The organism is Rhizobium sp. CBN3, assembly GCF_030518245.1.
Lineage (GTDB): Bacteria > Pseudomonadota > Alphaproteobacteria > Rhizobiales > Rhizobiaceae > Rhizobium > Rhizobium aethiopicum_A.
The window spans coordinates 208,817-232,022 of sequence record NZ_JAULSE010000004.1 but is presented as its reverse complement, the minus strand read 5'-3'; the positions used below and the strand labels follow the sequence as shown (position 1 = coordinate 232,022).

At 60.8% G+C, this 23,206-nt stretch carries 26 protein-coding genes and 1 pseudogene; 9 read left to right on the top strand and 18 right to left on the bottom strand.

The annotated features are described in order from the left end of the window. Positions 1 to 18: 18 nt before the first annotated feature. Positions 19 to 2,106 (bottom strand): M3 family metallopeptidase, encoded by a 2,088-nt coding sequence (locus tag QWJ46_RS08895; RefSeq protein ID WP_302750744.1) that lies wholly within the window; start codon positions 2,104 to 2,106, stop codon positions 19 to 21. A 225-nt stretch (positions 2,107 to 2,331) separates the two neighbouring features. Between QWJ46_RS08895 and QWJ46_RS08890 the strand changes: the two genes are divergently transcribed. Beyond that, on the top strand, positions 2,332 to 2,763 hold the full coding sequence (locus QWJ46_RS08890; protein ID WP_302750743.1) for a hypothetical protein: 432 nt from the start codon (positions 2,332 to 2,334) through the stop codon (positions 2,761 to 2,763). Positions 2,764 to 2,855: 92 nt separating this feature from the next. Here QWJ46_RS08890 and QWJ46_RS08885 read toward each other — a convergent pair whose 3' ends face one another. The 6 genes from QWJ46_RS08885 to QWJ46_RS08855 form a co-directional block, all read right to left on the bottom strand. Then, complete coding sequence (locus QWJ46_RS08885; RefSeq protein WP_302750742.1) at positions 2,856 to 3,497, bottom strand: LysE family translocator; 642 nt, start codon at positions 3,495 to 3,497, stop codon at positions 2,856 to 2,858. Between the two features lie 258 nt (positions 3,498 to 3,755). After that, positions 3,756 to 4,217, bottom strand: a complete 462-nt coding sequence (locus tag QWJ46_RS08880) for a cupin domain-containing protein (protein ID WP_245422890.1) — start codon at positions 4,215 to 4,217, stop codon at positions 3,756 to 3,758. A 41-nt stretch (positions 4,218 to 4,258) separates the two neighbouring features. Next, positions 4,259 to 4,861: a TetR/AcrR family transcriptional regulator gene (locus QWJ46_RS08875; protein ID WP_302750738.1), complete on the bottom strand. Its 603-nt coding sequence runs from the start codon at positions 4,859 to 4,861 to the stop codon at positions 4,259 to 4,261. Between the two features lie 274 nt (positions 4,862 to 5,135). Continuing rightward, the gene (locus tag QWJ46_RS08870) at positions 5,136 to 6,359 is read right to left on the bottom strand and encodes an argininosuccinate synthase (protein WP_038692790.1); all 1,224 of its coding nucleotides are present in this window, start codon (positions 6,357 to 6,359) and stop codon (positions 5,136 to 5,138) included. A 224-nt stretch (positions 6,360 to 6,583) separates the two neighbouring features. Then, positions 6,584 to 6,754 carry a type II toxin-antitoxin system RelE/ParE family toxin gene (locus QWJ46_RS08860; protein ID WP_302750734.1) on the bottom strand — a complete coding sequence of 57 codons (171 nt, stop codon included), beginning with the start codon at positions 6,752 to 6,754 and terminating at the stop codon, positions 6,584 to 6,586. Beyond that, the gene (locus QWJ46_RS08855; RefSeq protein WP_302750732.1) at positions 6,751 to 6,996 is read right to left on the bottom strand and encodes a type II toxin-antitoxin system ParD family antitoxin; all 246 of its coding nucleotides are present in this window, start codon (positions 6,994 to 6,996) and stop codon (positions 6,751 to 6,753) included. Before QWJ46_RS08855 ends, QWJ46_RS08860 begins: the two co-directional genes overlap by 4 nt. 86 nt (positions 6,997 to 7,082) lie before the next feature. Here QWJ46_RS08855 and QWJ46_RS08850 point away from each other — a divergent pair, with 86 nt between their 5' ends. Both QWJ46_RS08850 and QWJ46_RS08845 read left to right on the top strand, forming a co-directional pair. Beyond that, positions 7,083 to 7,934, top strand: a complete 852-nt coding sequence (locus QWJ46_RS08850) for an SDR family NAD(P)-dependent oxidoreductase (protein ID WP_302750730.1) — start codon at positions 7,083 to 7,085, stop codon at positions 7,932 to 7,934. 184 nt (positions 7,935 to 8,118) lie between these two features. Further along, a complete protein-coding gene (locus QWJ46_RS08845; protein ID WP_302750728.1) occupies positions 8,119 to 8,760 on the top strand; it encodes a LysE family translocator in 642 nt (213 codons plus the stop codon). Positions 8,761 to 8,820: 60 nt separating this feature from the next. Here QWJ46_RS08845 and QWJ46_RS08840 read toward each other — a convergent pair whose 3' ends face one another. The 5 genes from QWJ46_RS08840 to QWJ46_RS08820 form a co-directional block, all read right to left on the bottom strand. Continuing rightward, a complete protein-coding gene (locus QWJ46_RS08840; protein WP_302750726.1) occupies positions 8,821 to 9,615 on the bottom strand; it encodes an ABC transporter ATP-binding protein in 795 nt (264 codons plus the stop codon). Next, on the bottom strand, positions 9,612 to 10,490 hold the full coding sequence (locus tag QWJ46_RS08835; RefSeq protein WP_302750725.1) for an ABC transporter permease: 879 nt from the start codon (positions 10,488 to 10,490) through the stop codon (positions 9,612 to 9,614). Before QWJ46_RS08835 ends, QWJ46_RS08840 begins: the two co-directional genes overlap by 4 nt. 120 nt (positions 10,491 to 10,610) lie before the next feature. Beyond that, positions 10,611 to 11,564, bottom strand: coding sequence for an ABC transporter substrate-binding protein (locus tag QWJ46_RS08830; protein ID WP_302750724.1), 954 nt, complete (start codon positions 11,562 to 11,564; stop codon positions 10,611 to 10,613). 93 nt (positions 11,565 to 11,657) lie between these two features. After that, positions 11,658 to 12,887 carry a 23S rRNA (adenine(2503)-C(2))-methyltransferase RlmN gene (gene rlmN / locus QWJ46_RS08825; protein WP_302750723.1) on the bottom strand — a complete coding sequence of 410 codons (1,230 nt, stop codon included), beginning with the start codon at positions 12,885 to 12,887 and terminating at the stop codon, positions 11,658 to 11,660. A gap of 241 nt (positions 12,888 to 13,128) precedes the next feature. After that, positions 13,129 to 13,638 (bottom strand): invasion associated locus B family protein, encoded by a 510-nt coding sequence (locus QWJ46_RS08820; protein WP_064805485.1) that lies wholly within the window; start codon positions 13,636 to 13,638, stop codon positions 13,129 to 13,131. A gap of 335 nt (positions 13,639 to 13,973) precedes the next feature. Here QWJ46_RS08820 and QWJ46_RS08815 point away from each other — a divergent pair. After that, positions 13,974 to 14,129: pseudogene (locus QWJ46_RS08815) on the top strand (RNA polymerase subunit sigma); the annotation flags it as partial. Positions 14,130 to 14,158: 29 nt separating this feature from the next. Here the strand turns inward: QWJ46_RS08815 and QWJ46_RS08810 are convergent. Further along, positions 14,159 to 14,551 (bottom strand): YkvA family protein, encoded by a 393-nt coding sequence (locus QWJ46_RS08810; protein ID WP_184454759.1) that lies wholly within the window; start codon positions 14,549 to 14,551, stop codon positions 14,159 to 14,161. A 67-nt stretch (positions 14,552 to 14,618) separates the two neighbouring features. Further along, positions 14,619 to 14,924, bottom strand: coding sequence for a 4a-hydroxytetrahydrobiopterin dehydratase (locus QWJ46_RS08805; protein ID WP_184454758.1), 306 nt, complete (start codon positions 14,922 to 14,924; stop codon positions 14,619 to 14,621). A 33-nt stretch (positions 14,925 to 14,957) separates the two neighbouring features. Between QWJ46_RS08805 and QWJ46_RS08800 the strand changes: the two genes are divergently transcribed. Beyond that, positions 14,958 to 15,458: a low molecular weight protein-tyrosine-phosphatase gene (locus tag QWJ46_RS08800; RefSeq protein ID WP_302750884.1), complete on the top strand. Its 501-nt coding sequence runs from the start codon at positions 14,958 to 14,960 to the stop codon at positions 15,456 to 15,458. Here QWJ46_RS08800 and thpR read toward each other — a convergent pair. Both thpR and QWJ46_RS08790 read right to left on the bottom strand, forming a co-directional pair. Beyond that, positions 15,365 to 15,958 (bottom strand): RNA 2',3'-cyclic phosphodiesterase, encoded by a 594-nt coding sequence (gene thpR, locus QWJ46_RS08795; protein ID WP_184454755.1) that lies wholly within the window; start codon positions 15,956 to 15,958, stop codon positions 15,365 to 15,367. The two genes, QWJ46_RS08800 and thpR, sit on opposite strands and share 94 nt — an antisense overlap. A 68-nt stretch (positions 15,959 to 16,026) precedes the next feature. Next, a complete protein-coding gene (locus tag QWJ46_RS08790) occupies positions 16,027 to 16,671 on the bottom strand; it encodes an arylesterase (protein ID WP_302750721.1) in 645 nt (214 codons plus the stop codon). Between the two features lie 72 nt (positions 16,672 to 16,743). On the opposite strand from QWJ46_RS08790, the gene QWJ46_RS08785 reads away from it, so the two are divergent. The 4 genes from QWJ46_RS08785 to QWJ46_RS08770 all read left to right on the top strand — a co-directional run bounded on the left by QWJ46_RS08785 (position 16,744) and on the right by QWJ46_RS08770 (position 21,681). After that, complete coding sequence (locus tag QWJ46_RS08785; RefSeq protein WP_064805499.1) at positions 16,744 to 17,451, top strand: ABC transporter ATP-binding protein; 708 nt, start codon at positions 16,744 to 16,746, stop codon at positions 17,449 to 17,451. Next, complete coding sequence (locus QWJ46_RS08780) at positions 17,448 to 19,991, top strand: ABC transporter permease (RefSeq protein ID WP_302750719.1); 2,544 nt, start codon at positions 17,448 to 17,450, stop codon at positions 19,989 to 19,991. Before QWJ46_RS08785 ends, QWJ46_RS08780 begins: the two co-directional genes overlap by 4 nt. Positions 19,992 to 20,288: 297 nt before the next feature. Beyond that, complete coding sequence (locus tag QWJ46_RS08775) at positions 20,289 to 21,017, top strand: Bax inhibitor-1/YccA family protein (RefSeq protein ID WP_085860654.1); 729 nt, start codon at positions 20,289 to 20,291, stop codon at positions 21,015 to 21,017. 106 nt (positions 21,018 to 21,123) lie between these two features. Continuing rightward, complete coding sequence (locus tag QWJ46_RS08770) at positions 21,124 to 21,681, top strand: GNAT family N-acetyltransferase (protein WP_184454749.1); 558 nt, start codon at positions 21,124 to 21,126, stop codon at positions 21,679 to 21,681. A 6-nt stretch (positions 21,682 to 21,687) separates the two neighbouring features. Here the strand turns inward: QWJ46_RS08770 and QWJ46_RS08765 are convergent, their stop codons facing one another. Continuing rightward, positions 21,688 to 22,089 (bottom strand): DUF2794 domain-containing protein, encoded by a 402-nt coding sequence (locus QWJ46_RS08765; protein ID WP_184454747.1) that lies wholly within the window; start codon positions 22,087 to 22,089, stop codon positions 21,688 to 21,690. Positions 22,090 to 22,402: 313 nt separating this feature from the next. Then, positions 22,403 to 23,143, bottom strand: a complete 741-nt coding sequence (locus QWJ46_RS08760; RefSeq protein WP_184454745.1) for a thioredoxin family protein — start codon at positions 23,141 to 23,143, stop codon at positions 22,403 to 22,405. Positions 23,144 to 23,206 lie beyond the last annotated feature (63 nt).

The window sequence follows — 23,206 nt, the reverse complement described above, 5'->3', positions numbered from 1 at the left end:
ACGTGTTATCAAACTGTCTTATGCGTCGCTGCCTGTCAATTCCTCGAAGGTCGCAAGTCCCTTTTTGACGAGCATCGCATCCGGCCTCGGCAGCTTGCCGCGGAAGGCCTTGTAGGCATCTTCGGGGTCGAGCGAGCCGCCGGTGGAATAGATATTCTCCTTGAGCTTGCGCGCCATCTCGCCGTTGAAGGCATCCCCGGTCTCCTCGAAGGCGGCAAAGGCATCGGCATCGAGAACTTCCGACCACATGTAGGAGTAATAGCCGGCCGAATAGCCGCCGGAGAAGATGTGCTGGAAGTGCGGTGTGGCATGGCGCATGACGATCGACTTCGGCATGCCGATCTCGGCCAGCACCTCCGCCTGTACCGCCATCGGGTCATCGACGGCTTCGCGCGTATGAAACGCCATATCGACCAGCGCCGACGAGGTGAATTCGACGGTGTTGAAACCGGCATTGAAGGTGCGAGCCGCCAGCACCTTGTCGAGCAGCACCTGCGGCATCGGCTCGCCTGTCTCGAAATGCACGGCATATTCCTTGAGGATGGCGGGAACCGTCAGCCAGTGCTCGTAAAGCTGCGAAGGCAGCTCGACGAAATCGCGCGAGACGCTGGTGCCCGAAACCGAGGGATAGGTGACGTTTGAAAGCATGCCGTGCAGTGCATGGCCAAATTCATGAAACAGCGTGCGGGCATCGTCGAGCGACAGCAGCGCGGGCTTGCCTTCAGCGGGTTTGGCGAAGTTGCAGACATTGTAGATGATCGGCAACTCGCCACGGCGGCCGTTTTTCAGTTGCAGCTTGTGCTGCGATTGCAGCGAGCTCATCCAGGCGCCTGAGCGTTTCGAGCTGCGGGCGAAATAATCGCCGAGGAAGAGGGCGACCAGCCTGTCGTCCCGATCCCGGATTTCGAACACCCTGACGTCGGGATGATAGGCCGCGACACCCTTCTTCTCGACGGCGCGGATGCCGAACAGCCGGCCGGCCGCGTCAAAGCAGGCGTCGATGATCTTTTCGAGCTGCAGATAGGGCTTGAGCTCGGCCTCGGAAAAATCGAACTTCCGGGCTCGGATCTTTTCAGCGTAGTGGCGCCAGTCCCAGGGCATTACCTCGTGGTTCCGGCCCTCCTCGGCGATCAGCGCCGCGATGTCGACCTCTTCCTCGCCGGCGCGTTTCACCGCCCGCGCCCAGACCGCCCGCAGCAGGCCGTTCACCGCATCCGCCGTCTTCGCCATCGTGTTGTCGAGTTTCAGCTCGGCAAAATTGCCGTAGCCGAGCAGCTTCGCCACCTGATGGCGCAGCGCCAGCGTTTCCTTGATGACGGCGCGGTTGTCGGTTTCCCCGCCGTTTGCGCCGCGCGCCACCCACGCATTGAAAGCCTGTTCGCGCAGATCCCGGCGCTCCGAAAAGGTCAGGAACGGCTCGATGATCGAGCGCGACAGCGTCACCGCATATTTGCCCTCCTCACCGCGTTCGCGCGCCGCCGCCGCCATCGCGTCGCGCAGGAATTCCGGCAGTCCGTCGAGTTCCGCGCCCTCGGAAAGAATGAGCGCCCAGGCCTTCTCATCGGCCAGCACGTTCTGACCGAACTGTGTTCCGAGGCCCGCGAGCCTTTCATTGATCGCCGCAAGTTTCTCCTGCTCGGGCTTTTCGAGCTTGGCGCCGGATTTGACAAAACCCTTCCAATGGCGTTCCAGCACCCGCGTCTGCTCCAGCGTCAGCCCCAGGCTCTCGCGCGTCTCCCAAAGCGTGTCGATGCGGGCAAAGAGCGCGGCGTTCATCCCGATCTTTGAATAGTGGCGTGACATTTTCGGCGAGATCTCGCGCTCCAGCGCCTGGATGACTTCGTTGGTATGTGCGCCCGCCTTGTTCCAGAACAGCGCCGAAACGCGCGAGAGTGCATCGCCGGCAATCTCCAGCGCCACCACCGTATTGTCGAAGGTCGGCGCATCGCTGTTTCCGGCAATCTCGTCGATCTCCTGTTCATGCGCGGCGAGCGCCGCGTCGAAGGCGGCGGCGAAGTCACCGTCAGCAACGGCATCGAACCGTGGCAGGCCGTGGAGAGCGTCCCAGTTGACGAGCGCCGGATTGAAATCATGGGGAGAAGCCATCGGAGAATTCCTTTTGGTATGCGGGGATGGTCAATATAGGAGAGCCATCACGGAATTGGTATGTCGTCGCAAGGGGCCTTTTGCCTCGTTCGGCGATCTGACGCACGTCAACCAAAGCCGGTTGACAAGATTTGACAGTTGAAAATTAACCATTTGTTAACGATTGACGCGAATCAGGCACAGGCGCTAGTTTTCCGGTGATCTTCCTGCCAGGGGACATGCGCCATGGAAATTTTTTCCCTGCGGTCTTCTCAGAGTTTGCTATTTAAAAACAATCCTAATAACGCAAGAAATTCGAAGACTGCCGATATTCAAATCGAGACCAAGGCTCCGGCCCCGGTTTCGTTCTACATCGAAGATAATCTCGACGAGGGGCCGGATTTCACCGCCGTCAGCCCTGGCGAGCTGCGCAACTACGCCCGCCAAAGCTTCGATAGCGGCCTGATCGATCAAAACACTTACGCCGCGATCTCCGAACCGTTGCCGATGCATGCGATCGATCCACTGGGCAATATCATTGATCTCTCCAGCGTCACCGACGGCACGAGTTTCAATTTCCTCGATTATTATAAGAACCAGCTGCAAGTCGCCATGTCGATCGGCGATCCTCATGAGGTTCAGACGCTGAAATCAATCGTAAACTTTCTGGATGGCTGATCAAAGCATGATGCCGAAAAGTCTGAGCGATTTTCGGACGACATCATGCTCTCATTATCTAGTTTAGAACAGGATGATCATCTGGTTCTAAGTCAGGCCTTGCGCCAACCGATGAGGCCTGGCGTTGCGTGCCATAGCGCCTGGGCGGCAAAGCCCATGAACAGCACACCGGACGAGCGCACGATCAGCCGCTCATGTGCGCGATAGAAGCGCCGCACCGCACCCGCGCCGATGACGCCGATCAGGATGATGTCGGCGGTCACGAACCCCAGAAAGGACGCAACGAGAAGCACCGGCAGCGCCTCGAAATCGAGCGCGCCGGCCGAGCCTGCGACCAGCGCGGTGAAGGTGGCGAGAGCAACCGGATAACCCTTCGGGTTGGTGACGCCGAAAATCAGGCCACGCCGGAACGGCCGCTCGATCACGACAAGCGCCTGCCCATCCGCTTTCGGCTTGGCGTTGACGGCGCCCCAGCCGATCCAGGCGAGGTAGAAGCCGCAGGCGAGCCCGAGCAGATCGAAGACGAAGGTCCCGATCGTCTTTGCCCCGACGATCGCAATCAGCGCCAGCGACGACCAGATGAGATCCCCGACCAGATGCCCCATCATGAACAAGGCGCCGGCCTTTCGCCCCTGCCCGGCGCCGATGCCGAGCAGCTGCAGAAAGGCGGGGCCTGGTATGAGCACGTAGAACAGCGCCGCCAGAAAGGCGCCGAAAAGCAGGGACTGCGTCATGGAAATGCTCCGAAGAATAACCGGAGCAAATTAAGCGATGGCAGGCATCCGTCAAGGGCGGTGACACGGCCATGAAAGGGTCGGAGCGGTTGTGCGCGTCCGTGAAAAGCTGAACCGCTCCAATTCGCAATCTGCATGTCGTCAACACCTTCCGGTTGGCGTCGGCCGGGCTCGAGCCCGCCGCCGCGTCCGGGGCGCTTCCGCAACGGGTCGTTGTCGATTGGAAGGGCGGCGGATGTGCCGTCGCCCGGCCATCCATCAGCTGCCCAGGACCTCAATACCGTGCCTCTGGCACGCCGCCAATACCGCGCCGATTTCCTCCGCCGAAGGGGGGCCGTCTGGCGGGACTTCGCTCTGGCCGACGTCGCGGAAGAAGTGGCTCATCGAGTTTTCCACGACGGCGATCATCTGCGCGGGGAGGCTTCCGGTATTGGCATAATTGTGCGGCTGGAAGGAGCGCAGGGTGAGAACGTCGCCGGGCCGCGCGACCATTTGCGAGGGAGGTACGCTGTCGAACACCGTGAAGGTGATCTCGCCGCTCAGGACCCGGAATATCTCCACGGATTCGTGCTTGTGCGGCGGTGTACCGGAACCGGGGGGCACGGTCACCTCCAGGATGGACAAGCCCTTCTCCGGCACTTCGCCCATGAACTGCACCTTGTCGCGAATGACCCAAAGGGCGTCCGCAGTGTCTCGTGTCTTGAATGCTTGATCCATCATCGTCTCCATCGTTAGGCCGGCTCTCGCCGGCATGTGTGTGATCAGTTCTCGTCGGTCTCGACCGCCTTCAACAGCGCCTGCATCGCCCAAGACGCGACCTGTCCCGCGTCCTTCCCCGTCAATCCGCCGTAGTCCTTAAGCGTTTCCCAGGCGCTGGCGCTGTAGAGAAGGTGGAAGAGCGCCTCGACCTTGCGGGCGTTCTTGGAATTTACATCCAGATTAGCCTCTTCAAGGCACGTCCGGAACGCGATGCGCCGTGTCTTGACCGTCCGCATCCGCATGGCGTGACCCGTGGGCGTATGAAGGCTGGCGCGAATGATACCTTCGTTCTTGTCGAACTGCGAAAAGGCGTCGAGGGGCGAGCGAAGAAGCTCCTCCAGGGTCGTCGGAAGGGTCGCCGCATTCATGCTTTGATTAATGTGGACCCAGAACGCGTCGAACAGCGCTTCCTTCGTTGCGAAATGTCGGAACACCGTTCGCCTCTCTACCCCGGCAGACCGCGCGACATCGTCCATGGAAATGTCCGCGAACGCATTGCCGTTGAGAAGATCTGAGGTGGCGCGCAGGATGCGCTCCCGTGTTTCCTGGGCCTGCGACTCCCGCAAGGGAGAGCTGTATTTTCGTGTGGGCGACTGTTGGGACATTATGTCTCTCACAATGCATTAATGTCTCTGTCAGTGACACTATTTTACGATCGTGTCAACTGGGATTGTTGACCGTTCGCGGAGAGGGTGTCGGCAAAGCCCGGACGCAGGCGAATGGCGCGGGAACAGCGATTCAGTCGATGATGACCGTTGTTGGCGCAATCCGGTCATCTTGAATGCCCCGAGAGGTATTGGCGCGCTTGCCACGCATTCCATAAAAAAGCCCGCGCGGCAATGCCGGCGGGCTGATGTCCGTCCGAAGACGAATTCGCGATTACTTCGCGAGGTTGCGCTTGCCGAGCGTGCGCAGGCGCAGCGCATTGAGCTTGATAAAGCCGGCCGCGTCCTTCTGATCGTAGGCGCCCTGGTCGTCCTCGAACGTGACGAGCTTGTCGGAATAGAGCGACTTTTCGCTCTCGCGGCCGATGACCATGACGTTGCCCTTGTAGAGCTTCAGCGTCACTTCGCCTTCGACATGCTCCTGGCTCTTGTCGATCAGCGCCTGCAGCATCTCGCGCTCCGGCGAGAACCAGAAGCCGTAATAGATCAGCTCCGCGTAACGCGGCATGATCTCGTCCTTGAGATGGGCCGCACCCCGGTCGAGCGTGATCGATTCGATGGCGCGATGCGCCGAGAGCAGGATCGTGCCGCCGGGCGTTTCGTAAACACCGCGCGACTTCATGCCGACGAAGCGGTTCTCGACGAGATCGAGACGGCCGATGCCGTTGTCGCGGCCGTAGGTGTTGAGCGTCGCGAGCAGCGTCGCCGGCGACATCTCGACACCATTGATGGAGACGGCATCGCCCTTGCGGAAGCCAACCTTGATCACCGTCGCCTTGTCGGGCGCGGCTTCCGGCGAGATCGTGCGCATATGCACATATTCCGGCGCCTCCTGAGCAGGGTCTTCGAGAACCTTGCCCTCGGAAGAGGAATGCAGAAGGTTGGCGTCGACGGAGAAGGGAGCCTCGCCCTTCTTGTCCTTGGCGACCGGGATCTGGTGCTGTTCGGCAAAGGCGAGCAGCTCCGTGCGGCTCTTGAACGCCCAATCGCGCCAGGGCGCGATGATCTTGATGTCGGGGTTCAGGGCATAGGCGGAGAGCTCGAAGCGAACCTGGTCGTTGCCCTTGCCGGTTGCGCCGTGGGCGATCGCATCGGCGCCGGTCTTGCGGGCGATATCGATCAGATGCTTGGAGATCAGCGGACGGGCGATCGAGGTGCCGAGCAGGTAGACGCCCTCGTAGACGGCATTGGCGCGGAACATCGGAAAGACGAAGTCGCGCACGAATTCCTCGCGGACGTCCTCGATGTAGATCTCCTTGATGCCGAGCATTTCGGCCTTCTTGCGCGCCGGCTCCAGCTCCTCGCCCTGGCCGAGATCGGCGGTGAAGGTGACGACTTCGGCGCCGAGTTCCGTCTGCAGCCACTTCAGGATGATCGAGGTGTCGAGGCCGCCGGAATAGGCGAGCACGACTTTCTTCACGTCTTTGTATGATGCCATGATGATGAGGTCCGTTGCATAAAGGCCGGCGAAAACCCGGTGTCGCGGCACTTTTAGCGAGATTGGCGCGTGACGCAAGGGCAAGCCGGGTACCGCAAGCCTAGTTTAAAGATGGGCAGCAATATTCATGCGCCGATGCAGAATGCGAATAACCGTCAACACATCTTCCGTCTCTGCGTAAATGATGAAATGCGAGCGAAATGACAGGGCGGTGTATCCGTTTCTCAAGCGAATGATTTGGCGGCCCGCTTTGTCTGCGCTGCAAGCGCCTCGCAATCATCCCGGAGCGCGAGGATATAGTCCTCCGCTTGACCTTGGCCCCATTTCTCTTCGGTATAGTCATAAATCCTGTCGATATCATCGACAGCAGCTGGCGAGAAAACGAGCACTTTCATTGGCGGCCGTGTCGGGCTCGCTTGCTCTGGATAAAAGCATCAAAATCAAAAGGCCGTGGCTTGCCGGATTTCTCACCTTCGATAATGGCCGCCTCGACTGCCGCAAGCTCTGCCTCGCGCTGCAGAAGTCTCAAGCCAGCGTCGGTCACCTCGTCTGCGGAGCCATAGGTTCCCTGATCGAGCTGATTGCCGATAAATTCCTCCATCTGTTCATCGATTCTGATGGACACGACCTTGGCCACGTACGGGTACCTCGCAGGTTTGACTTGCACTTTGAAACTACCATATTCGGCAACGTCCGAACAATGCTCCCAGGAGAGGCTGAGCCGTGACGAATATTCAAGATATTTTCAAGAAGTCCAATGTTGCCGTCATCACCGGCGGCGCTTCCGGCATCGGGCTTGCGGCGGCGAAATATTTTGCCGGACGCGGCATGAGCGTCGTCATCGCCGATCTCGGCGGCGATCGGCTGGCCAAATCAGCCGAGGAGCTCAAAGCCATTGCCGGCGAAGAGGATGTGATGGCGGTTGAGACCGACGTCGCCAGCCGCGACTCCCTGGAGGCGCTCGAACGCGCCGTGCTCCAGCGTTTTGGCCGTGTGCATGTGCTGATGAACAATGCCGGGATCGGTCCGGAGACCTCGATCTTTAGCGCGCAGGCCAATTGGGACCATATCCTTGCCGTCAACCTGATGGGCGTCGTCAACGGCACGCGCGTCTTCGGGCCGAAGATGCTGTCCCACGGCGAGCCTGGTGTAATCATCAACACCGGTTCCAAGCAGGGCATCACCACGCCGCCGGGCAACCCCGCCTACAACATCTCCAAGGCTGGCGTGAAAGTCTTTACCGAAGCGCTCGAGCATGAGCTTCGCAACACCAAAGACGCGAAGATCTCCGCGCATCTGCTGATCCCCGGCTTCGTCTTCACCGGTCTCACCAAGGGCGACCGCGCGGAAAAGCCGGCCGGCGCCTGGACACCGGAACAGACGGTCGACTTCATGGTCGAAAGCCTGGAACGCGGCGATTTCTATATCCTCTGCCCCGACAACGACGTCGCCCGTCCCCTCGACGAGCGCCGTATGGCCTGGGCGGCCGGCGACATCATCGAGAACCGCCCGCCGCTGTCGCGCTGGCACAAGGATTACGCCGACAAGTTCAAGGCCTTCCTCGAAGAGAAGTAATCGGTGGCACTGCATGTCGCCCGGAAGTGTGCAGCGGTCCCGGGATAACGACATGCACAAAACAAACAGCGAATGCGCGTCGTATGAATCAAGTTTAGTGCGACGCGCATGAGAAGGTTTGATTGGTAATTTTCTGAAGGCCGGATAAGAAATCACCCTGACTTTCCAGCTTTCAGAGCGTGCCATGGATTTCCTGCCGAGCCTGCCGACCCTTCTCGCCTTTGCCGCCGCGACGCTGCTGCTTGCGGCGACTCCGGGTCCTGATATGACGCTGTCGATCAGTCGTTCGCTCGCCCAAGGCAAGAAGTCTGCCCTCTTCGTCGTCGTCGGCACCAGCCTCGGCATCGTCGTCCACACCATGCTGGTCGCCTTCGGCATTTCGGCGCTGATCACTGCCTCGCCGACTGCTTTCCTGATCCTGAAGACCGGCGGCGCGGCCTATCTGTTCTGGCTCGCAGTGCAGGCCATCCGCTTCGGCTCGAAGCTGATCGTCACCAAGGCCGAGACGCAGAAGGGCACCGCTCTTGCCAACATCTCATCCGGCTTCTGGGTCAATCTCCTGAACCCCAAGGTCATCATCTTCTTCATGACCTTCCTGCCGCAATTCGTCAGCGCCGGCGATCCCGCCGTCACGCAGAAACTGCTGTTTCTCGGCTTTTGCTTCATCCTGATCGGCATGCCCGTCAATGCCGCGGTCGTCTTTGCCGCCGACTGGCTGGCGTCCTGGCTGCAGAACAACAAGAAGGTTCTGCGCGGCATGGACTATACCTTCGCCGGCGTCTTCTCGGTCTTCGCCGCCAAAATCCTGCTCACCCAAGCGCGATAGGCCGCTATCGGCTTCGCCGATCGGCACGCGGTCGGCTCAGCCAATCAGCACGCTGTCGGCTCAGCCGATCAGCAAAGCATCATCGTCGAGCGTCTGGCCACGCATCTTGCGGAACATGGCGATCAGATCTTCGACCTGCAGGTCTTTCCTGCTGTCACCCGCCACGTCGAGAACGATCTCGCCGCCATGCAGCATGATCGTGCGGTGGCCGTAATCAAGCGCCTGACGCATGGAATGCGTGACCATCATCGTCGTCAGCCTACGCTCGGCAACGATCTTCTGCGTGAGGTTCATCACGAACTCGGCCATGCCGGGATCGAGGGCCGCCGTATGTTCGTCGAGCAGCAGCACTTCGGAGCCGGCAAGTGTCGCCATGACGAGCGACACCGCCTGCCGCTGCCCGCCCGAGAGCAGATCCATGCGATCCTTCAGCCGGTTTTCCAGCCCGAGATTGAGCTCGGCGATCCGCTCCTTGAAATAGTCCCGACGTTTGCCGCCAAGCGCCGGCACAAGCCCGCGCTTTTCGCCGCGCCTGGCAGCCAGAGCAAGATTCTCTTCGATCGACAACGAGCCGCAGCTGCCGGTCAGCGGATCCTGGAAGACGCGTGCCACCAGGCCGGCGCGCGCCGCCGTTGATTTGCGCGTCACGTCGCTCTTGCCGATCAGCACCTGTCCTTCGCTCGGGATGACGTCACCGGCGAGCACGCCGAGCAGCGTCGATTTGCCGGCGCCGTTGGAGCCGATGACGGTGACGAAGGAGCCTTGTTCGATAGTCAGGCTGACGCCGTTCAGCGCCTGCTTCTGCAGCGGTGTGCCGCGTCCGAAGACGACCTTGATATCCCTAACGCTGATCACGATGCGGCACCTCGGCGAAGACGGGGAAGAATGAGTGCGAAGGTCACCAGCACTGCCGTCACGAAATTGAGGTCGGAGGCCTGCAGGCCGATGACGTCGCTCGACAGCGCCAGCTGGATGGCGATGCGATAGAGGATCGAGCCGAGCACACACCCGACAAGCGCGATCAGTAGACCCCGGCGTCCGAGCAGCGTCTCGCCGATGATGACGGCGGCAAGCCCGACAACGATCGTGCCGACGCCCGAAGTGACGTCGGCAAAGCCGTTGGTCTGGGCAAACAAGGCGCCGCCGAACGCCACCAGCGCGTTGGAAATCGCCATGCCGAGATAGATCTGCCGGCTGGTGTCGACGCCCTGGGCGCGGGCCATGCGCGCATTGGCGCCGGTCGCGCGCATGGCAAGCCCCGCATCGCTTTCCAGGAAGCGCCAGACCAGGATCAGCGCGACGATGACGAGAACGCCGACGAAGAGCGGCCGCACGTAGAAATCGCGCAGGCCATGGCCGAAGAACGGGCTGATCATCGTATCGGCGTTGATGAGGGCGACGTTGGGTTTTCCCATCACTCTGAGGTTGACGGAAAACAGCGCGATCATCGTCAGGATCGAGGCCAGCAGGTTGAGGATCTTGAAGCGCACGTTGAGCAGCGCCGTCACCATGCCGGCCGCCGCACCCGCCGCCATCGCGATCAGCGCCGCGAACCAGGCATTGACGCCGGCAATGATCAGCACCGCGGTCACCGCCGCGCCGAGCGGAAAGGAACCGTCCACCGTCAGGTCGGGAAAATCGAGGACGCGGAAGGCGAGATAGACGCCGAGAGCGACGAAGGAATAGACCAGGCCGAGCTCGACGGCCCCCCAGAATGCGATTTGGCTCAAGGCTTTCAGCCCCTTTTGTTTCCGTTCCGCCCGTCGCGAAACCGCAGCCTTTTAATACTTCAGCCGCCCCCGTGCAAACGGGAGCGGCTGAATGTGAATGGTCGAAGGAACGACGAGCGCTTATTCGATGACTTTGTTGGCGCGCGAAAGTACGCTCTCGGGCAAAGTGACGCCCATCTTGGCCGCGGCGGCCTTGTTGACCACCAGATCGCTGCCGGCAGCGGTCTTGACCGCGATGTCGCCCGGGTTCTCGCCCTTCAGCACACGAACGACGATCTCGCCCGTCTGCTTGCCGACATCGTAATAGTTGAAGCCAAGGGCGGCGATCGAACCGCGCGATACCGAATCCGTATCGGCGGTGAAGAGCGGCAGCTTGCTCTCTTCGGCAACCGCGACGGCGCCTTCGAGCGCGGAAATGATGGTGTTATCGGTCGGAACATAGATCGCATCGGCACGGCCGACGATGGCGCGCGCCGCACCCTGAACCTCGGCCGACTTGGTGGCCGCCGATTCCACGACCGTCAAGCCGGCCTTCTCGGCTTCGGCCTTCAACACTGCGAGCAGCGAAACGGAATTCGCCTCACCAGAATTGTAGAGATAACCGATCGTTTTAACCCTGGGCACGATCTCCTTGATCAGCGCCAAATGTTCGGCGACGGGAGACATGTCGGAAAGGCCGGTGACATTGCCGCCGGGCTTCTCCATGTTCTTGACGAGCTGGGCGCCGAGCGGATCGGAAACGGCGGTGAAGACGACGGGGATGTCGCGCGTCGCCGAGACGACGGCCTGGGCCGACGGCGTGGAGATCGGCACGATGACGTTGGGCTCGTCGCCGGCGAACTGACGGGCAATCTGGGCTGCCGTCGCCGGATTGCCCTGCGCCGATTCGAACACGAATTTCAGGTTCTCGCCTTCCTTATAGCCGGCCGCTGTCAGCACGTCGAGAACGCCCTTGCGGGCGGCATCGAGCGCGGGATGCTCGACGATCGCCGTCACGGCAACGGTCACATTATCGGCCTTGGCGGGCAGGGAAAGCGCCAAAGTGGCGGCAAGAGCGAGCAGAATCGAGCGCATGGGTGTCCTCCTGAATGATTTTGGCGGCACTATTAGGAAAAGCGCATGCTTAAATCAATGCAGGAGAATTGTAGCGAGGATCAAACTTGCTGATCAGTCGTCGGCGCCGTGATTGGCGATCATCATCGCCTCGAAGGCCAGGCGCTCGGTCTTGCGCATGCGTTCGGATTCCGATTTCAGCTGGCCGCAGGCGGCAAGGATGTCGCGCCCGCGCGGTGTACGGATCGGCGAAGCGTAACCCGCCGAATTGATGAAATCGGCGAATTTCTCGATCTGCTCCCAATCCGAACACTGGTAATTGGTGCCGGGCCAGGGATTGAACGGAATGAGGTTGATCTTCGCCGGCACGCCTTTCAGGAGCTTGATCAACCCCTTGGCGTCCTCCAGGCTATCGTTGACATCCTTCAGCATCACATATTCGAAGGTGATGCGCCGCGCGTTGGAGAGGCCTGGATAGGCCTTGCACGCGTCGATCAGCTCCTTCAGCGGATACTTCTTGTTAATCGGCACCAGAATATCGCGCAGATCGTCACGCACCGCATGCAGCGAAATCGCCAGCATGACGCCGATCTCCTCGCCGGTGCGGAAGATCTCCGGCACGACGCCGGAGGTGGAAAGCGTCACGCGGCGCTTGGACAGCGACAGGCCGTCGCCATCCGTGGCGATCAGCAGCGCCTGCTTGACGCTGTCGAAATTATAGAGCGGCTCGCCCATGCCCATCATGACGATATTGCTGACCTTGCGGCCCTCGGCAGGCATGATCGTGCCTTGCGGCGCTTCACGATCCGGGAAGTCGCCGAGCCGGTCGCGGGCGAGCAACAGCTGCGACAGAATTTCCTCCGCCGTCAGGTTGCGCACCAGGCGCTGTGTCCCGGTATGACAGAATGAACAGGTCAGCGTGCAGCCGACCTGGCTTGAGATGCAGAGCGTGCCGCGGCCCTCTTCCGGAATGTAGACGGCCTCGATCTCGACTGGGCGGCCTGCGCCCCGCGCGGGAAAACGCAGCAGCCATTTGCGCGTGCCGTCGTTCGATACCTGCTCCTCGACGATTTCCGGACGCGCGATGGTGAAATGCGTCTTCAGCATTTCACGCATATCCTTGGCGACATTGGTCATATGGTCGAAATCGGAGACGCCGCGCACATAGATCCAGTTCCAGAGCTGCGAGACGCGCATCTTGACCTGCTTTTCGGGTACACCTTTTTCCCGGAGCGCCGCCGCCATCTCTTCCCGGGAGAGCCCGATCAACGACGGCTTCTCGGCGCCGGAAGACGGGCGCTCGGCCTGAGGTTTGTTGACGACGATCGCATCCATGACGGACATAGTCTTTCACCCGAATTCAACACGTAACCGTTCCGCAAGCCGCTGACTTCACGGTGTGATCCGGAAGACTTGCGGGCGCATGACGGCACATTGGCAGAAATTGATCGCGGACGGCGACTGATATCGCGAACTGTCCGCTGTTTACGCGGCCTTTAGCATCATTTTGGCTGCGCGTCACTATAGATGGAAATAACAAAGGCCGGCGCAAGGCCGGCCTTTTGAACTCTCTCAACAAAACCGCTTACTTGCAGCTTTCGATCTGCTTGAGCGCCGCCGAGATGCCCGAGAGCGAGTAGCTGTAGGACGTGCCGGTGCCTTTGCGCGAAACCGCATTCACGGTCATCGAATGGCCGGTTTTCATCGCCGCGACGAGGGCCGGCTCCTGGGCAGCATTCTCGACCCAGCCGGCCTTGTCCTTGGTGAACATGACAAAGGTCTTGTTGTCGATCACGACGTTGATCTTCGAATTTTCCTTCACCGTATAGCCCATCATCGCCTGCGGCTCATAGGAGATGTTCTGGCCCGGACGCTGCGAAACGATGAAGAAATTGTCACCGTGGTCGACGCTTGCCGGCTGCTTTGCCGTTGGAACCGACAGCACGTAGCACACGGTGCTGTTGCCCGACTTATAGGAATAGGCGCCCCATGCCTGGAACTGCTGAATGCGGGTCGGCGCGGCCTGCTGCGCTGCCGCCACTCCGGCCATTGTCAGGGTAAGGGCGAGGGCGGATACGATACTTCTTACAAACATGGATTCCTGCCGGTTCTTGCGATTCAAGGCCCGAAGCGATCATAGCGGGCGCCGCATAATCACGATCTGCTTTATTTTGACTTAATTCAGGTTACCAAATGGTCAACAATAGCTGCGATTTGTATGTGCCTGTGTCATTTCAGCTCGACTACCACTTTTGCCCCTTGCCGAAATCGGCTGCGATGCCGGTGCACCAATGGCACGGCTGGCCGTTCGGCTGAACTTAAGACACAAAGATTCAGGCAAGAGTTTGACCTTTCAAAAATCCGCCGTACCTCATTAAGACTTTGGAAATCCGGGACGAAATTTTCGCCGCAGGGGGCTGGTGAGACGACATGGATGCCTGGGAAAGACAGCGTTTCGCTGCCCTCGCAAAAGCCGTCGCGGACGATCGCGACCAGCAGGCCTTTTCCATTCTGTTCGACTATTTCGCGCCGCGCGTGAAGAGCTGGCTGATGCGCCAGAAGATGACATCCGGCGAGGCCGAACAGGAACTCGGGTGTGAACCGCGCCGCGGCCTTCAAATCGTTTTCATCGTGTCCACGGGCCGGTCGGCAAGGACGCGGTCCGCCGCGTCGTAATGGCTCGGCCGAATATGACCGCGCACCATGGCGAAGGCGGCGGAAAGCACGGCGATGTCGTCAGAAAAGCCGATGACGGCGAAAATATCCGGGATCATGTCGACCGGCATGACGAAATAGGCGAGCGCTGCAAGCAGCACGCCCCGCACCTTGGTCGGCGTCTGCGGATCGAGCGCACAGTAGAAACCGGCGACGACGTCGCGCGAGAAGGGAATCTGCCGCACGGCCCGGCGGAAGGTTGGCCAGAACTTCTGCCGTACGGTTTCCTCCCGCCGGCTCTGGGTGTCCTCATCGCCCGGCAGCAGGATTTCCCCGAATTTGACCTCGTCCATCCCTGACATCCTTTCGTCCATGCGAACATATGGTGATGGCGCTTCGGCTTTCAATCAGCGCTCGTTTTCAAACGGCACCGCGTGCTGCCGCCTTGTCCATCGCCCTGGCGAGCTTGAAATCCAGTTCCGTCAGTCCGCCGGCATCATGCGTGTTCAGCGTCACATCCACCCGGGAATAGACGTTGAACCATTCGGGATGGTGGTTGAGTTTCTCGGCCGTAATCGCTGCCTGCGTCATGAAACCGAAGGCCTCGATGAAATTTGAAAACTTGAACGTTTTCGAGATCGAAGAGGCCGCATCGTTGAGCGCCCAGCCTGAAAGCTCGGCCATTCGTGCCTCGGCCGCGGCCCGTTCCACTCTTTCCTGTTTCATGCCATGGTCCTCTCATCTGTCAGCAGGTTACCGATAAAAGACATCAGCATCCTCTTCGTTTGCATGGGCAATATATGCCGTTCTCCGCTTGCGGAGGGAATTTTTACCCACCTTGTCGCCGAGGCGAGGCTGACCGATCGTTTCACGATCGATTCCGCCGGCACCGGCGGCTGGCATGAAGGCGAACCGCCCGACCGCCGTTCGATCGCTGTTGCCCGCAACCATGGCATCGACATAGCAGGGCAACGTGCCCGGCGCATCCGTTCGATCGATTTCGTCAGTGCCGATCTGATCGTCGCCATGGACCGCGACAACATGGCGGAACTCAACAGGATCGCCTCTCCCGAGGCGAATATCCAGCTGTTCGGCGATGTCGCGCTGGGAACGGGGGAGGACATTGCCGACCCCTATTATGGCGGTCCGGAAGGTTTCGAGCTGCTCTATACCAGGCTCTTGACCGGCTGCAGCAGCCTGCTCGAAACGCTGGTCGCCGAACGTACTTCGTGCAGCGGGAACACTTCCTCGGTGAGATAGGGTCCGCCGCCGACCGATTCGCGCGATGAAAGCAGCACGAAACGCGGCGCCGTGAAGGTCGCGGTGTGGAAGTTGCCGCGCCCACTCAGATATTGCACGACATCGTCGAGCCGCGAGGATTTCAGCCGGGCCAGCGTCACATGCGGCGTGAACTTGCGCGGGTCCGGCGGCAGGCCGATGCGCTGGCAGATCCGTTCGATCTCGGCCTGCAGGGCGTACATCTCAGGCGAGTGAGAAACGCCTGCCCAGACCGAATGCGGCTTCTTCGAACCGAAGGACCCGATGCCTTCGAGCCGGAACTGAAATTCCGGCCGATCGATCCGGTCGAGGCGTTCAACGACTTCATCGGCCGTGCGGCCGTCGACATCACCGATGAAGCGCAACGTGATGTGGTAATTCTCCACATCGATCCATCGTGCTCCGGGGAGGCCACCGCGCAGCAATGAAAGGCTCATTGCCGCATTGCGCGGAATTTCGAGGGCGGTAAACAGTCTCGGCATAACGAGCACTCCCCGAATCTTTTGCAGGTGCTTACACGGAATCACGCAATCAATTGCCGTGCAAGCCCCTAATTCTTCACAGAAGAAATCGTATCGATGAAATTTGTGACATCAGCTTCCATCTTCTGAACCATGACATCCACGCCCTTCGCATTCGGATGCATGCCGTCGCTGAGTTTGAGCCCTGCATCGAGCACCACGCCGTCAAGGAAGAAGTCGTAAAGCCGAACTCCGTATTTCTCCGAAAGTTTCCGATAAATCGGATTGAAGCGTGCGGCATAGTCTGCCCCCATATTGGGTGGGGCCATCATGCCGACAAGCAGCACGGCAATGCCGCGCTCCTTCAGCCGGGCGAGCATCTGGTCGAGGTTTTTCTCGCTCTCTTCCGGCGGAATACCGCGCAGCGCATCGTTGGCACCAAGCTCGAGGATAACGCCATCGGTGCCGTCGGGGACCGACCAGTCGATCCGGGCAAGCCCACCTGTCGTGGTATCGCCCGAGACCCCGGCATTGGCAATGGAAACGTCGAGCCCCTTGGCCTTCAACGCCGCCTGCAGCTTTTCCGGAAAGCCCTCGCCGGGTGGCAGTTGATAACCCGCCATCAGGCTGTCCCCGAACCCGACGAGGTTGATCGTCCGCGCATTCGCTCCAACGGCAAAGATCAGCGACACCGCGATGACGGTGAATTGAAGCGCGGCAACTTTAAATCTCATTCTGGCTTCCCTAGATTGGCGAAGTGCCGTTATGCGGCCATTGCGTTAGAGATTAATATAGGGCGATTTCTGTTGGCAAAAACCATCATCGAGTTGAAGGGTGCCGATCTCACCCTTGGCAGTGCGGCCGCCTCCGTCCATGTTCTGAAGGGCATCGATCTCGATATCGCCGCCGGCGAATCCGTCGGCATCGTCGGCCCTTCCGGTTCCGGCAAATCCACTCTGCTGATGGTGCTTGCCGGACTGGAAAAGCTCGACAGCGGCGAAATCAATATCAACGACACGCCGCTCCACGCCCTGAGTGAGGATGAGGTCGCCGATTTCCGCGGCCGCAACATCGGCATCGTCTTCCAGTCCTTCCATCTGATCGCCAACATGACGGCGCTGGAAAACGTCGCGGTGCCGCTGGAGCTCGCCAATATCAGCAACGCCTTCGAAATCGCCCATCGCGAACTGAGTTCGGTCGGCCTCGGCGAACGGCTGAACCACTATCCCGGCCAGCTTTCCGGCGGCGAGCAGCAGCGCGTGGCGATTGCCAGGGCGCTCGCTCCCTCGCCCGCCTTGCTGATCGCCGACGAGCCCACAGGCAATCTCGATACCGAGACGGGCCGACAGATCGCCGACCTTCTCTTCGCCAAGCAGGCCGAGCGCGGCATGACCCTGCTTCTCGTCACCCACGACGTCTCGCTTGCAAACCGCTGCTCGCGCCAGATCCGCGTCCGTTCCGGCAGGATCGAGGGCGACAGCGCCGCCCGCCGCAGCGAGGCGGCAATCGCATGAGCATGGTCACGCCACGCGTCGCGCTCGCTTTTCGCCTGGCGCTCCGCGAGCTACGCGGTGGCATCCGCGGCTTCTACATCTTCCTGGCGTGCATCGCGCTCGGCACGGGGGCGATCGCTGCCGTCAATTCCGTTTCGCAGTCGATCACCGACACGATCGCCTCGCAGGGGCAGGAGTTGCTGGCGGGCGACGTCCGCTTCGAACTCAACAATCGCCAGGCGACACCTCAGGAAATGAGCTTCCTTCAGGGCCTGGGAACCGTTTCGGCTTCAACGGGGCTGCGCTCGATGGCCCGCAAGCCCGACGGTTCCGATCAGGCGCTGGTCGAGGTCAAGGCCGTCGACGACGCCTATCCGCTCTACGGCAGGTTCGTCGCCGAACCGGACTATCCGCTTGCAGCCCTGCTCTCCGGCCAAGGCGGCACCTATGGCGCGGTCGCCGCCCCGCTGCTTCTCGATCGGCTTGGCCTTGCGGTCGGCGACGAATTGCTGCTCGGCAATGTCAAGCTCAGCATTACCGGCACTGTCAAAACCGAGCCGGACGCGCTGTCGGAAGGCTTTGGTTTTGCGCCGCGTCTGCTCGTCAGCCGCCAGGCGCTCAAAGCCTCGGGGCTGATCCAGACCGGAAGCCTGGTCGAACACGCCTATAAGATCCGATTGGAAGACAAGCGCGCCATGTCTGGCATCCAGGCGCGCGCCTCCAAGGAGTTTCCCTCCGCCGGCTGGGCGATCCGCACCAGCGACCGCGCAGCACCCTCGCTCACCGAGAACATCATCCGTTTCTCGCAATTCCTGACGCTGGTCGGCCTGACTGCGCTGATCGTCGGTGGCGTCGGCGTCGCCAATGCCGTGCGTGCTTTCCTCGATTCCAAGCGCACCACAATCGCCACCTTCAAATGCCTCGGCGCTCCGGCCGCCGTCGTCGTTCTGATCTATCTCTTTCAGATCGCCATCATCGCCCTTGGCGGCATTATGACCGGCCTCGCCATCGGCGCCCTGTCGCCGATCTTTGCGGCGCAGTTCCTGGTGCAATTCCTGCCGGTCTCAACGGCGCCGACACTCTATCCCGGCGCGCTGCTGCTTGCGACGCTCTTCGGCATCCTGACGACGCTCGCCTTCGCCATTCTGCCGCTCGGCCATGCCCGCGAAGTGCCAGCGACCGCACTCTTCCGCGAGCAGGGCTTCGAGGCCCGCCGTCTGCCGTCCTGGCCCTATATCCTGCTTGCCGCCCTCTTCATGGCAGCGCTTGCCGGCCTTGCCATCCTCGCCGCCTATGATCGCTTCATCGCCGTCGTCTTCGTCGGCGCAATCGTCTTCGCCTTCGTCGTCCTGCGCCTCGTCGCCGCCTTGATCGCCTGGCTCGCGCGCCGCAGCCCGCGCGTTCACTCGCCGGCGCTGAGGCTCGCGATCGGCAACATCCACCGCCCGGGCGCGCTGACGCCATCAGTGGTGCTCTCGCTCGGCCTCGGCCTGGCATTGCTGGTGACCCTGACCTTGATCGACGGCAACCTGCGCCAGCAGCTGACCGGCCGCATGAACGAGGGTGCACCGAACTTCTTCTTCGTCGATATCCAGAGTGCCGAGGTCGACGCCTTCCGCAATCTTGTCCAGGCACAGGCGCCGAAGGGCAAGCTGATGGAAGTGCCGATGCTGCGTGGCCGGATCGTCGCCTTCAACGGCGAGGACGTCGCCAAGATGAATGTGCCGGCCGCCGGCCGCTGGGTGCTGAACGGCGATCGCGGCATCACTTACGCCGACACGCTGCCGGAAAATGCAGCGCTCACTGAAGGCAGCTGGTGGGACAAGGATTACAGCGGCGAGCCGCTCGTCTCCTTCTCCTCCGAAGAGGCGCACGAGCTCGGCCTGAAGATCGGCGATAGCGTCACAGTCAACGTGCTGGGACGCAATATCACGGCCAAGATCGCCAATCTGCGCCGCGTTCAGTGGGAATCGCTGTCGATCAATTTCGTCATGGTCTTCTCGCCGAACACCTTCCGCGGCGCCCCGCATGCCTGGCTGGCGACGCTGACCGATCCCTCCTCGACGCCGGCCGAAGATGCGGCAATCCTCAAATCCGTCACCAATACCTATCCGACGATCACCAGCGTGCGCGTCAAGGACGCGATCGACATCGTCAACCAGCTCGTCGCCCAGCTTGCGACCGCGATCCGAGCAGCAGCATCGGTGGCGCTCATCGCCTCGATTCTTGTTCTTGCCGGGGCGCTCGCCGCCGGCAACAGGGCCCGCACCCACGACGCGGTGGTGCTGAAGACGCTCGGCGCCACGCGCGCCATGCTGATTCGTGCCTTCAGCTACGAATATCTGATCCTCGGGTTGGCAACCGCGATCTTCGCACTCTTTGCCGGCGGTATCGCCGCCTGGTTCATCGTCGCCCGCATCATGCGACTGCCGTCTGCTTTCCTGCCTGATGTGGCAGGACTGACGCTGGTGACGGCACTCGTGCTCACAGTCGGCATCGGCCTCATCGGCACCTGGCGCATCCTCGGCCAGAAGGCCGCGCCCGTGCTGCGCGAGCTTTGAGAGCAATTCCAGGAAAAGTGCGAAGCGGTTGTCCCAGGCAAAGCGCGAAGCGCTTTTGCGGGATTGCATATATCCAAAAGGTTAGAGCGCTTCTGCGTTTCCGTGAAAAGCTGAACCGCTCTGGCGCCGCCCCAAAGCCTTCACCTTACGGCGATTTAACCGGCCGCTCCTTTGCAAGGCCCTTGTTTGCCAAGGGCGAAAGCCTCATATTGTCTGCAGGCATGCTGGAGCTCCGCAGCGGCGCCCGGGTCGAGAACCCCGACACCGTATCTCCTTCGGAGCTTGTAAGAGGAAACTATGGCTGATCTTCGTAACTATCAAAGCCGCGTCCAGACCGGCGAGATGATTGATCAAGGCCTGCGCGCATATATGCTCAAGGTCTATAACCTGATGGCGCTGGGCCTGGCGATCACCGGCGTGGCCGCATATCTCGGATTCAACTTCGCGGTCCAGGACGGCCAGCTCACCCAGTTTGGCGCGCTTCTGTTCCAGTCGCCGTTGCGCTGGGTCGTGATCCTTGCCCCCCTTGCGGTCGTCTTCTTCCTGAGCTTCCGCATTCATCAGATGAGCGTGTCCGCCGCCCAGACCACCTTCTGGATCTACGCCGCCCTGGTAGGGCTGTCGCTCTCGTCAATCTTCCTGGTCTATACGGGCCAGAGCGTCGTTCAGACCTTCTTCGTCACCGCCGCCTCCTTTGGCGCGCTGTCGCTTTACGGCTATACGGCGAAGCGTGACCTGTCGGCGATGGGTTCGTTCCTGATCATGGGTCTCTTCGGCCTGATCATCGCCTCGCTCGTCAACATCTTCCTGGCATCATCCGCGCTGCAGTTCGCGATCTCGGTGATCGGCGTGCTGATCTTCGCAGGCCTCACCGCCTACGACACGCAGCGGATCAAGGAACTCTACTTCGAAGCCGATGACGTCGCTGTCGCCGGTCGCAAGGCGATCATGGGCGCACTGACGCTCTATCTCGACTTCCTCAACCTCTTCATGTTCCTGCTGCAGTTCATGGGCAACCGCAGATAACAGGCGCATTGAGATCGAAAAGGCGGCTTCGGCCGCCTTTTTTGTTGCGCCGGTTTCGCAGGGGTGGTTTTAGAGGAGCCTGCTCTTCCGATGGACCTGCCGCCCGATGTCCTTCCTCCTGCGCGACGCCTCCCAAGCCGACATCCCCGCCATTACGGAGATCTATCGCGACTCGGTCCTGAACGGCGTTGCAAGCTACGAGATCGCGCCGCCCTCCGAGGCCGAAATGGCCCAGCGTTTTTCCGCGATCGTCAGCCAGCAATACCCCTATATCGCCGCAGCCGATGCTGACGGGAAACTCTTGGGCTACGCTTATGCGTCGGCCTTCCGCACCCGCCCCGCCTATCGCTGGATGGTGGAGGATTCGATCTATCTGGCGCCCGAAGCCCGCGGCCGTGGAATCGGCAAGGCCCTGATGGCCGTGCTGATCGACCGCTGCACCGCGCTTGGCTTTCGTCAGATGGTAGCCGTCATCGGCGGCGCGAGCCCGGCCTCGATCGCGCTTCATCTCAAGGCAGGTTTTGTGGAGGTCGGACTGATGAAGGGTACCGGCTACAAACACGGCCGCTGGCTGGACACGATGCTCATGCAGCGCAGCCTCGGCGAGGGCATGACGACCGATCCGGATCCCTCCACCTATCCCGGTACGCTGTTTGCGGGCTGATGAGAATTATTTATCGACGAGTTTCAAGGCCTTGTCGAACACCTTGAGGACCTGATTCAACTCGTGCCCGCGCTTCAGGATCATGCCGTTGACGTTGATGACAGAATAGGCGCCCTGCTTGGCGGCAAGCTTCGGGTTCTTTTCGATCCGGAAGAGCGGCATCTCGCCGGAGCGCTTGAAGACGGAAAAGACTGCTCTGTCCTTCAGGTGGTCGATGGCGTAATCGCGCCATTCCCCCTCGCCGACCATGCGGCCGTAGATCCAGAGGATCGCGTCCAGCTCGCGCCGGTGGAAGGTCACCGGAAGCGAGTCCTTGCTTTGTTTGTACTCCCTGAGATCGACGACGACCGAGGAACTATTGTCGACGGAGCGGCTTTCGCCGTGTCGCAAATCCGGCTGATCTGTCATCAGGTCTCCAAGGCCTCCGCTTGTGACAGGAGAGTGACAGTTTGCCCGAGCTGCCGCAAATTGCAAGAGCGCGGCCCCTCACATTCGGTAGTGCCGCAGCGCCGCACGTCCAGGCACCTTCGCTGGGGACCAAGCAATGCTTTCTCCCCCGTGCCGCATTTCAGTCAAAACAGCGCCTCATTTGCAGGGGATTTATGCATCCCGGTTTGGCGCCAGCGCGCCAAAGGGCCCGGCGGAGCGTATCGACCTTAACCCCAGCCCCGAATACGCTCGGCCGGGCCGCCCGGCATTTCACCCGTAAACAGGTGAAATATCAGATATTTTTTCCCGCCATCACCACGGTTGCGCCGAGAATTGCTGCCGGATCGCCGTCGGCCGTCGCCGACTGCAGCAGGATCGCGCAGCCCTCGAGCTGCGGCCGCTGCAGGACGCTCGCCGGCAGCGTCAGACTGGTCGCCTTGCCGTCCCACATGCCGACGGTTTCGACGTTGGTGACGCTGTGCAGATAAGAGATCTTCTTGCCGCTGTTTTCGCCTTTTTCGACGTCGATCGTTTTTTCCTTGTCGAAATAGACCATGACGACATTGGCCTTGCCCTGCCCGGCGCCGATTTTGATCTCCAGCTCATCGCCGCGCATCGCCGCGCTGATGGGAACGGTCAGCCCATTGCCTTCACTGCTGTAGGTGTCGATCTTGCTGTTGATGCCGGTGAGATCGGCGCCGGCCAAATGGCCGCGTCCGTTGACGATCGCCTGCGGCGTATAGACGTTGCTGCGACCCATCGTCCTGGCATAGCCATACTGTCGCTCGGTATTTTCCTTGGAGCTCAGCGTATCGGCCCAGCCGAGATAGTTCCAGTAATCGATGTGGTAGGCGAGCGCGATGACGTCGCCCTGGTTCACCAGCTTGCGGAAGGCGGCATCAGCGGGAGGACAGGAGGAGCAGCCTTGCGACGTGAAAAGCTCGACGACGCCTTTGGGCTTGCCGTCTTCGGCCTGCAGCGAGCCTGCAAAAGCAACGCCGGCGATCAGCGAAATCAAGAAACGGGGGGACATTCACCTGCACCTCTTTTTCAGGGCCGGCGGCGTTTTGGAACCGAAGGCTCTGAGATATGAACG

Excerpts from the sequence above, each read along its gene's own strand:
- QWJ46_RS08895 (WP_302750744.1), bottom strand. The coding sequence starts at position 2,106 with ATGGCTTCTCCCCATGATTTCAATCCGGCGCTCGTCAACTGGGACGCT.
- QWJ46_RS08890 (WP_302750743.1), top strand. The coding sequence starts at position 2,332 with ATGGAAATTTTTTCCCTGCGGTCTTCTCAGAGTTTGCTATTTAAAAAC.
- QWJ46_RS08885 (WP_302750742.1), bottom strand. The coding sequence starts at position 3,497 with ATGACGCAGTCCCTGCTTTTCGGCGCCTTTCTGGCGGCGCTGTTCTAC.
- QWJ46_RS08880 (WP_245422890.1), bottom strand. The coding sequence starts at position 4,217 with ATGATGGATCAAGCATTCAAGACACGAGACACTGCGGACGCCCTTTGG.
- QWJ46_RS08875 (WP_302750738.1), bottom strand. The coding sequence starts at position 4,861 with ATGTCCCAACAGTCGCCCACACGAAAATACAGCTCTCCCTTGCGGGAG.
- QWJ46_RS08870 (WP_038692790.1), bottom strand. The coding sequence starts at position 6,359 with ATGGCATCATACAAAGACGTGAAGAAAGTCGTGCTCGCCTATTCCGGC.
- QWJ46_RS08860 (WP_302750734.1), bottom strand. The coding sequence starts at position 6,754 with ATGAAAGTGCTCGTTTTCTCGCCAGCTGCTGTCGATGATATCGACAGG.
- QWJ46_RS08845 (WP_302750728.1), top strand. The coding sequence starts at position 8,119 with ATGGATTTCCTGCCGAGCCTGCCGACCCTTCTCGCCTTTGCCGCCGCG.
- QWJ46_RS08830 (WP_302750724.1), bottom strand. The coding sequence starts at position 11,564 with ATGCGCTCGATTCTGCTCGCTCTTGCCGCCACTTTGGCGCTTTCCCTG.
- rlmN (WP_302750723.1), bottom strand. The coding sequence starts at position 12,887 with ATGTCCGTCATGGATGCGATCGTCGTCAACAAACCTCAGGCCGAGCGC.
- QWJ46_RS08820 (WP_064805485.1), bottom strand. The coding sequence starts at position 13,638 with ATGTTTGTAAGAAGTATCGTATCCGCCCTCGCCCTTACCCTGACAATG.
- QWJ46_RS08810 (WP_184454759.1), bottom strand. The coding sequence starts at position 14,551 with ATGGACGAGGTCAAATTCGGGGAAATCCTGCTGCCGGGCGATGAGGAC.
- QWJ46_RS08805 (WP_184454758.1), bottom strand. The coding sequence starts at position 14,924 with ATGAAACAGGAAAGAGTGGAACGGGCCGCGGCCGAGGCACGAATGGCC.
- thpR (WP_184454755.1), bottom strand. The coding sequence starts at position 15,958 with ATGCCGAGACTGTTTACCGCCCTCGAAATTCCGCGCAATGCGGCAATG.
- QWJ46_RS08790 (WP_302750721.1), bottom strand. The coding sequence starts at position 16,671 with ATGAGATTTAAAGTTGCCGCGCTTCAATTCACCGTCATCGCGGTGTCG.
- QWJ46_RS08780 (WP_302750719.1), top strand. The coding sequence starts at position 17,448 with ATGAGCATGGTCACGCCACGCGTCGCGCTCGCTTTTCGCCTGGCGCTC.
- QWJ46_RS08775 (WP_085860654.1), top strand. The coding sequence starts at position 20,289 with ATGGCTGATCTTCGTAACTATCAAAGCCGCGTCCAGACCGGCGAGATG.
- QWJ46_RS08770 (WP_184454749.1), top strand. The coding sequence starts at position 21,124 with ATGTCCTTCCTCCTGCGCGACGCCTCCCAAGCCGACATCCCCGCCATT.
- QWJ46_RS08765 (WP_184454747.1), bottom strand. The coding sequence starts at position 22,089 with ATGACAGATCAGCCGGATTTGCGACACGGCGAAAGCCGCTCCGTCGAC.
- QWJ46_RS08760 (WP_184454745.1), bottom strand. The coding sequence starts at position 23,143 with ATGTCCCCCCGTTTCTTGATTTCGCTGATCGCCGGCGTTGCTTTTGCA.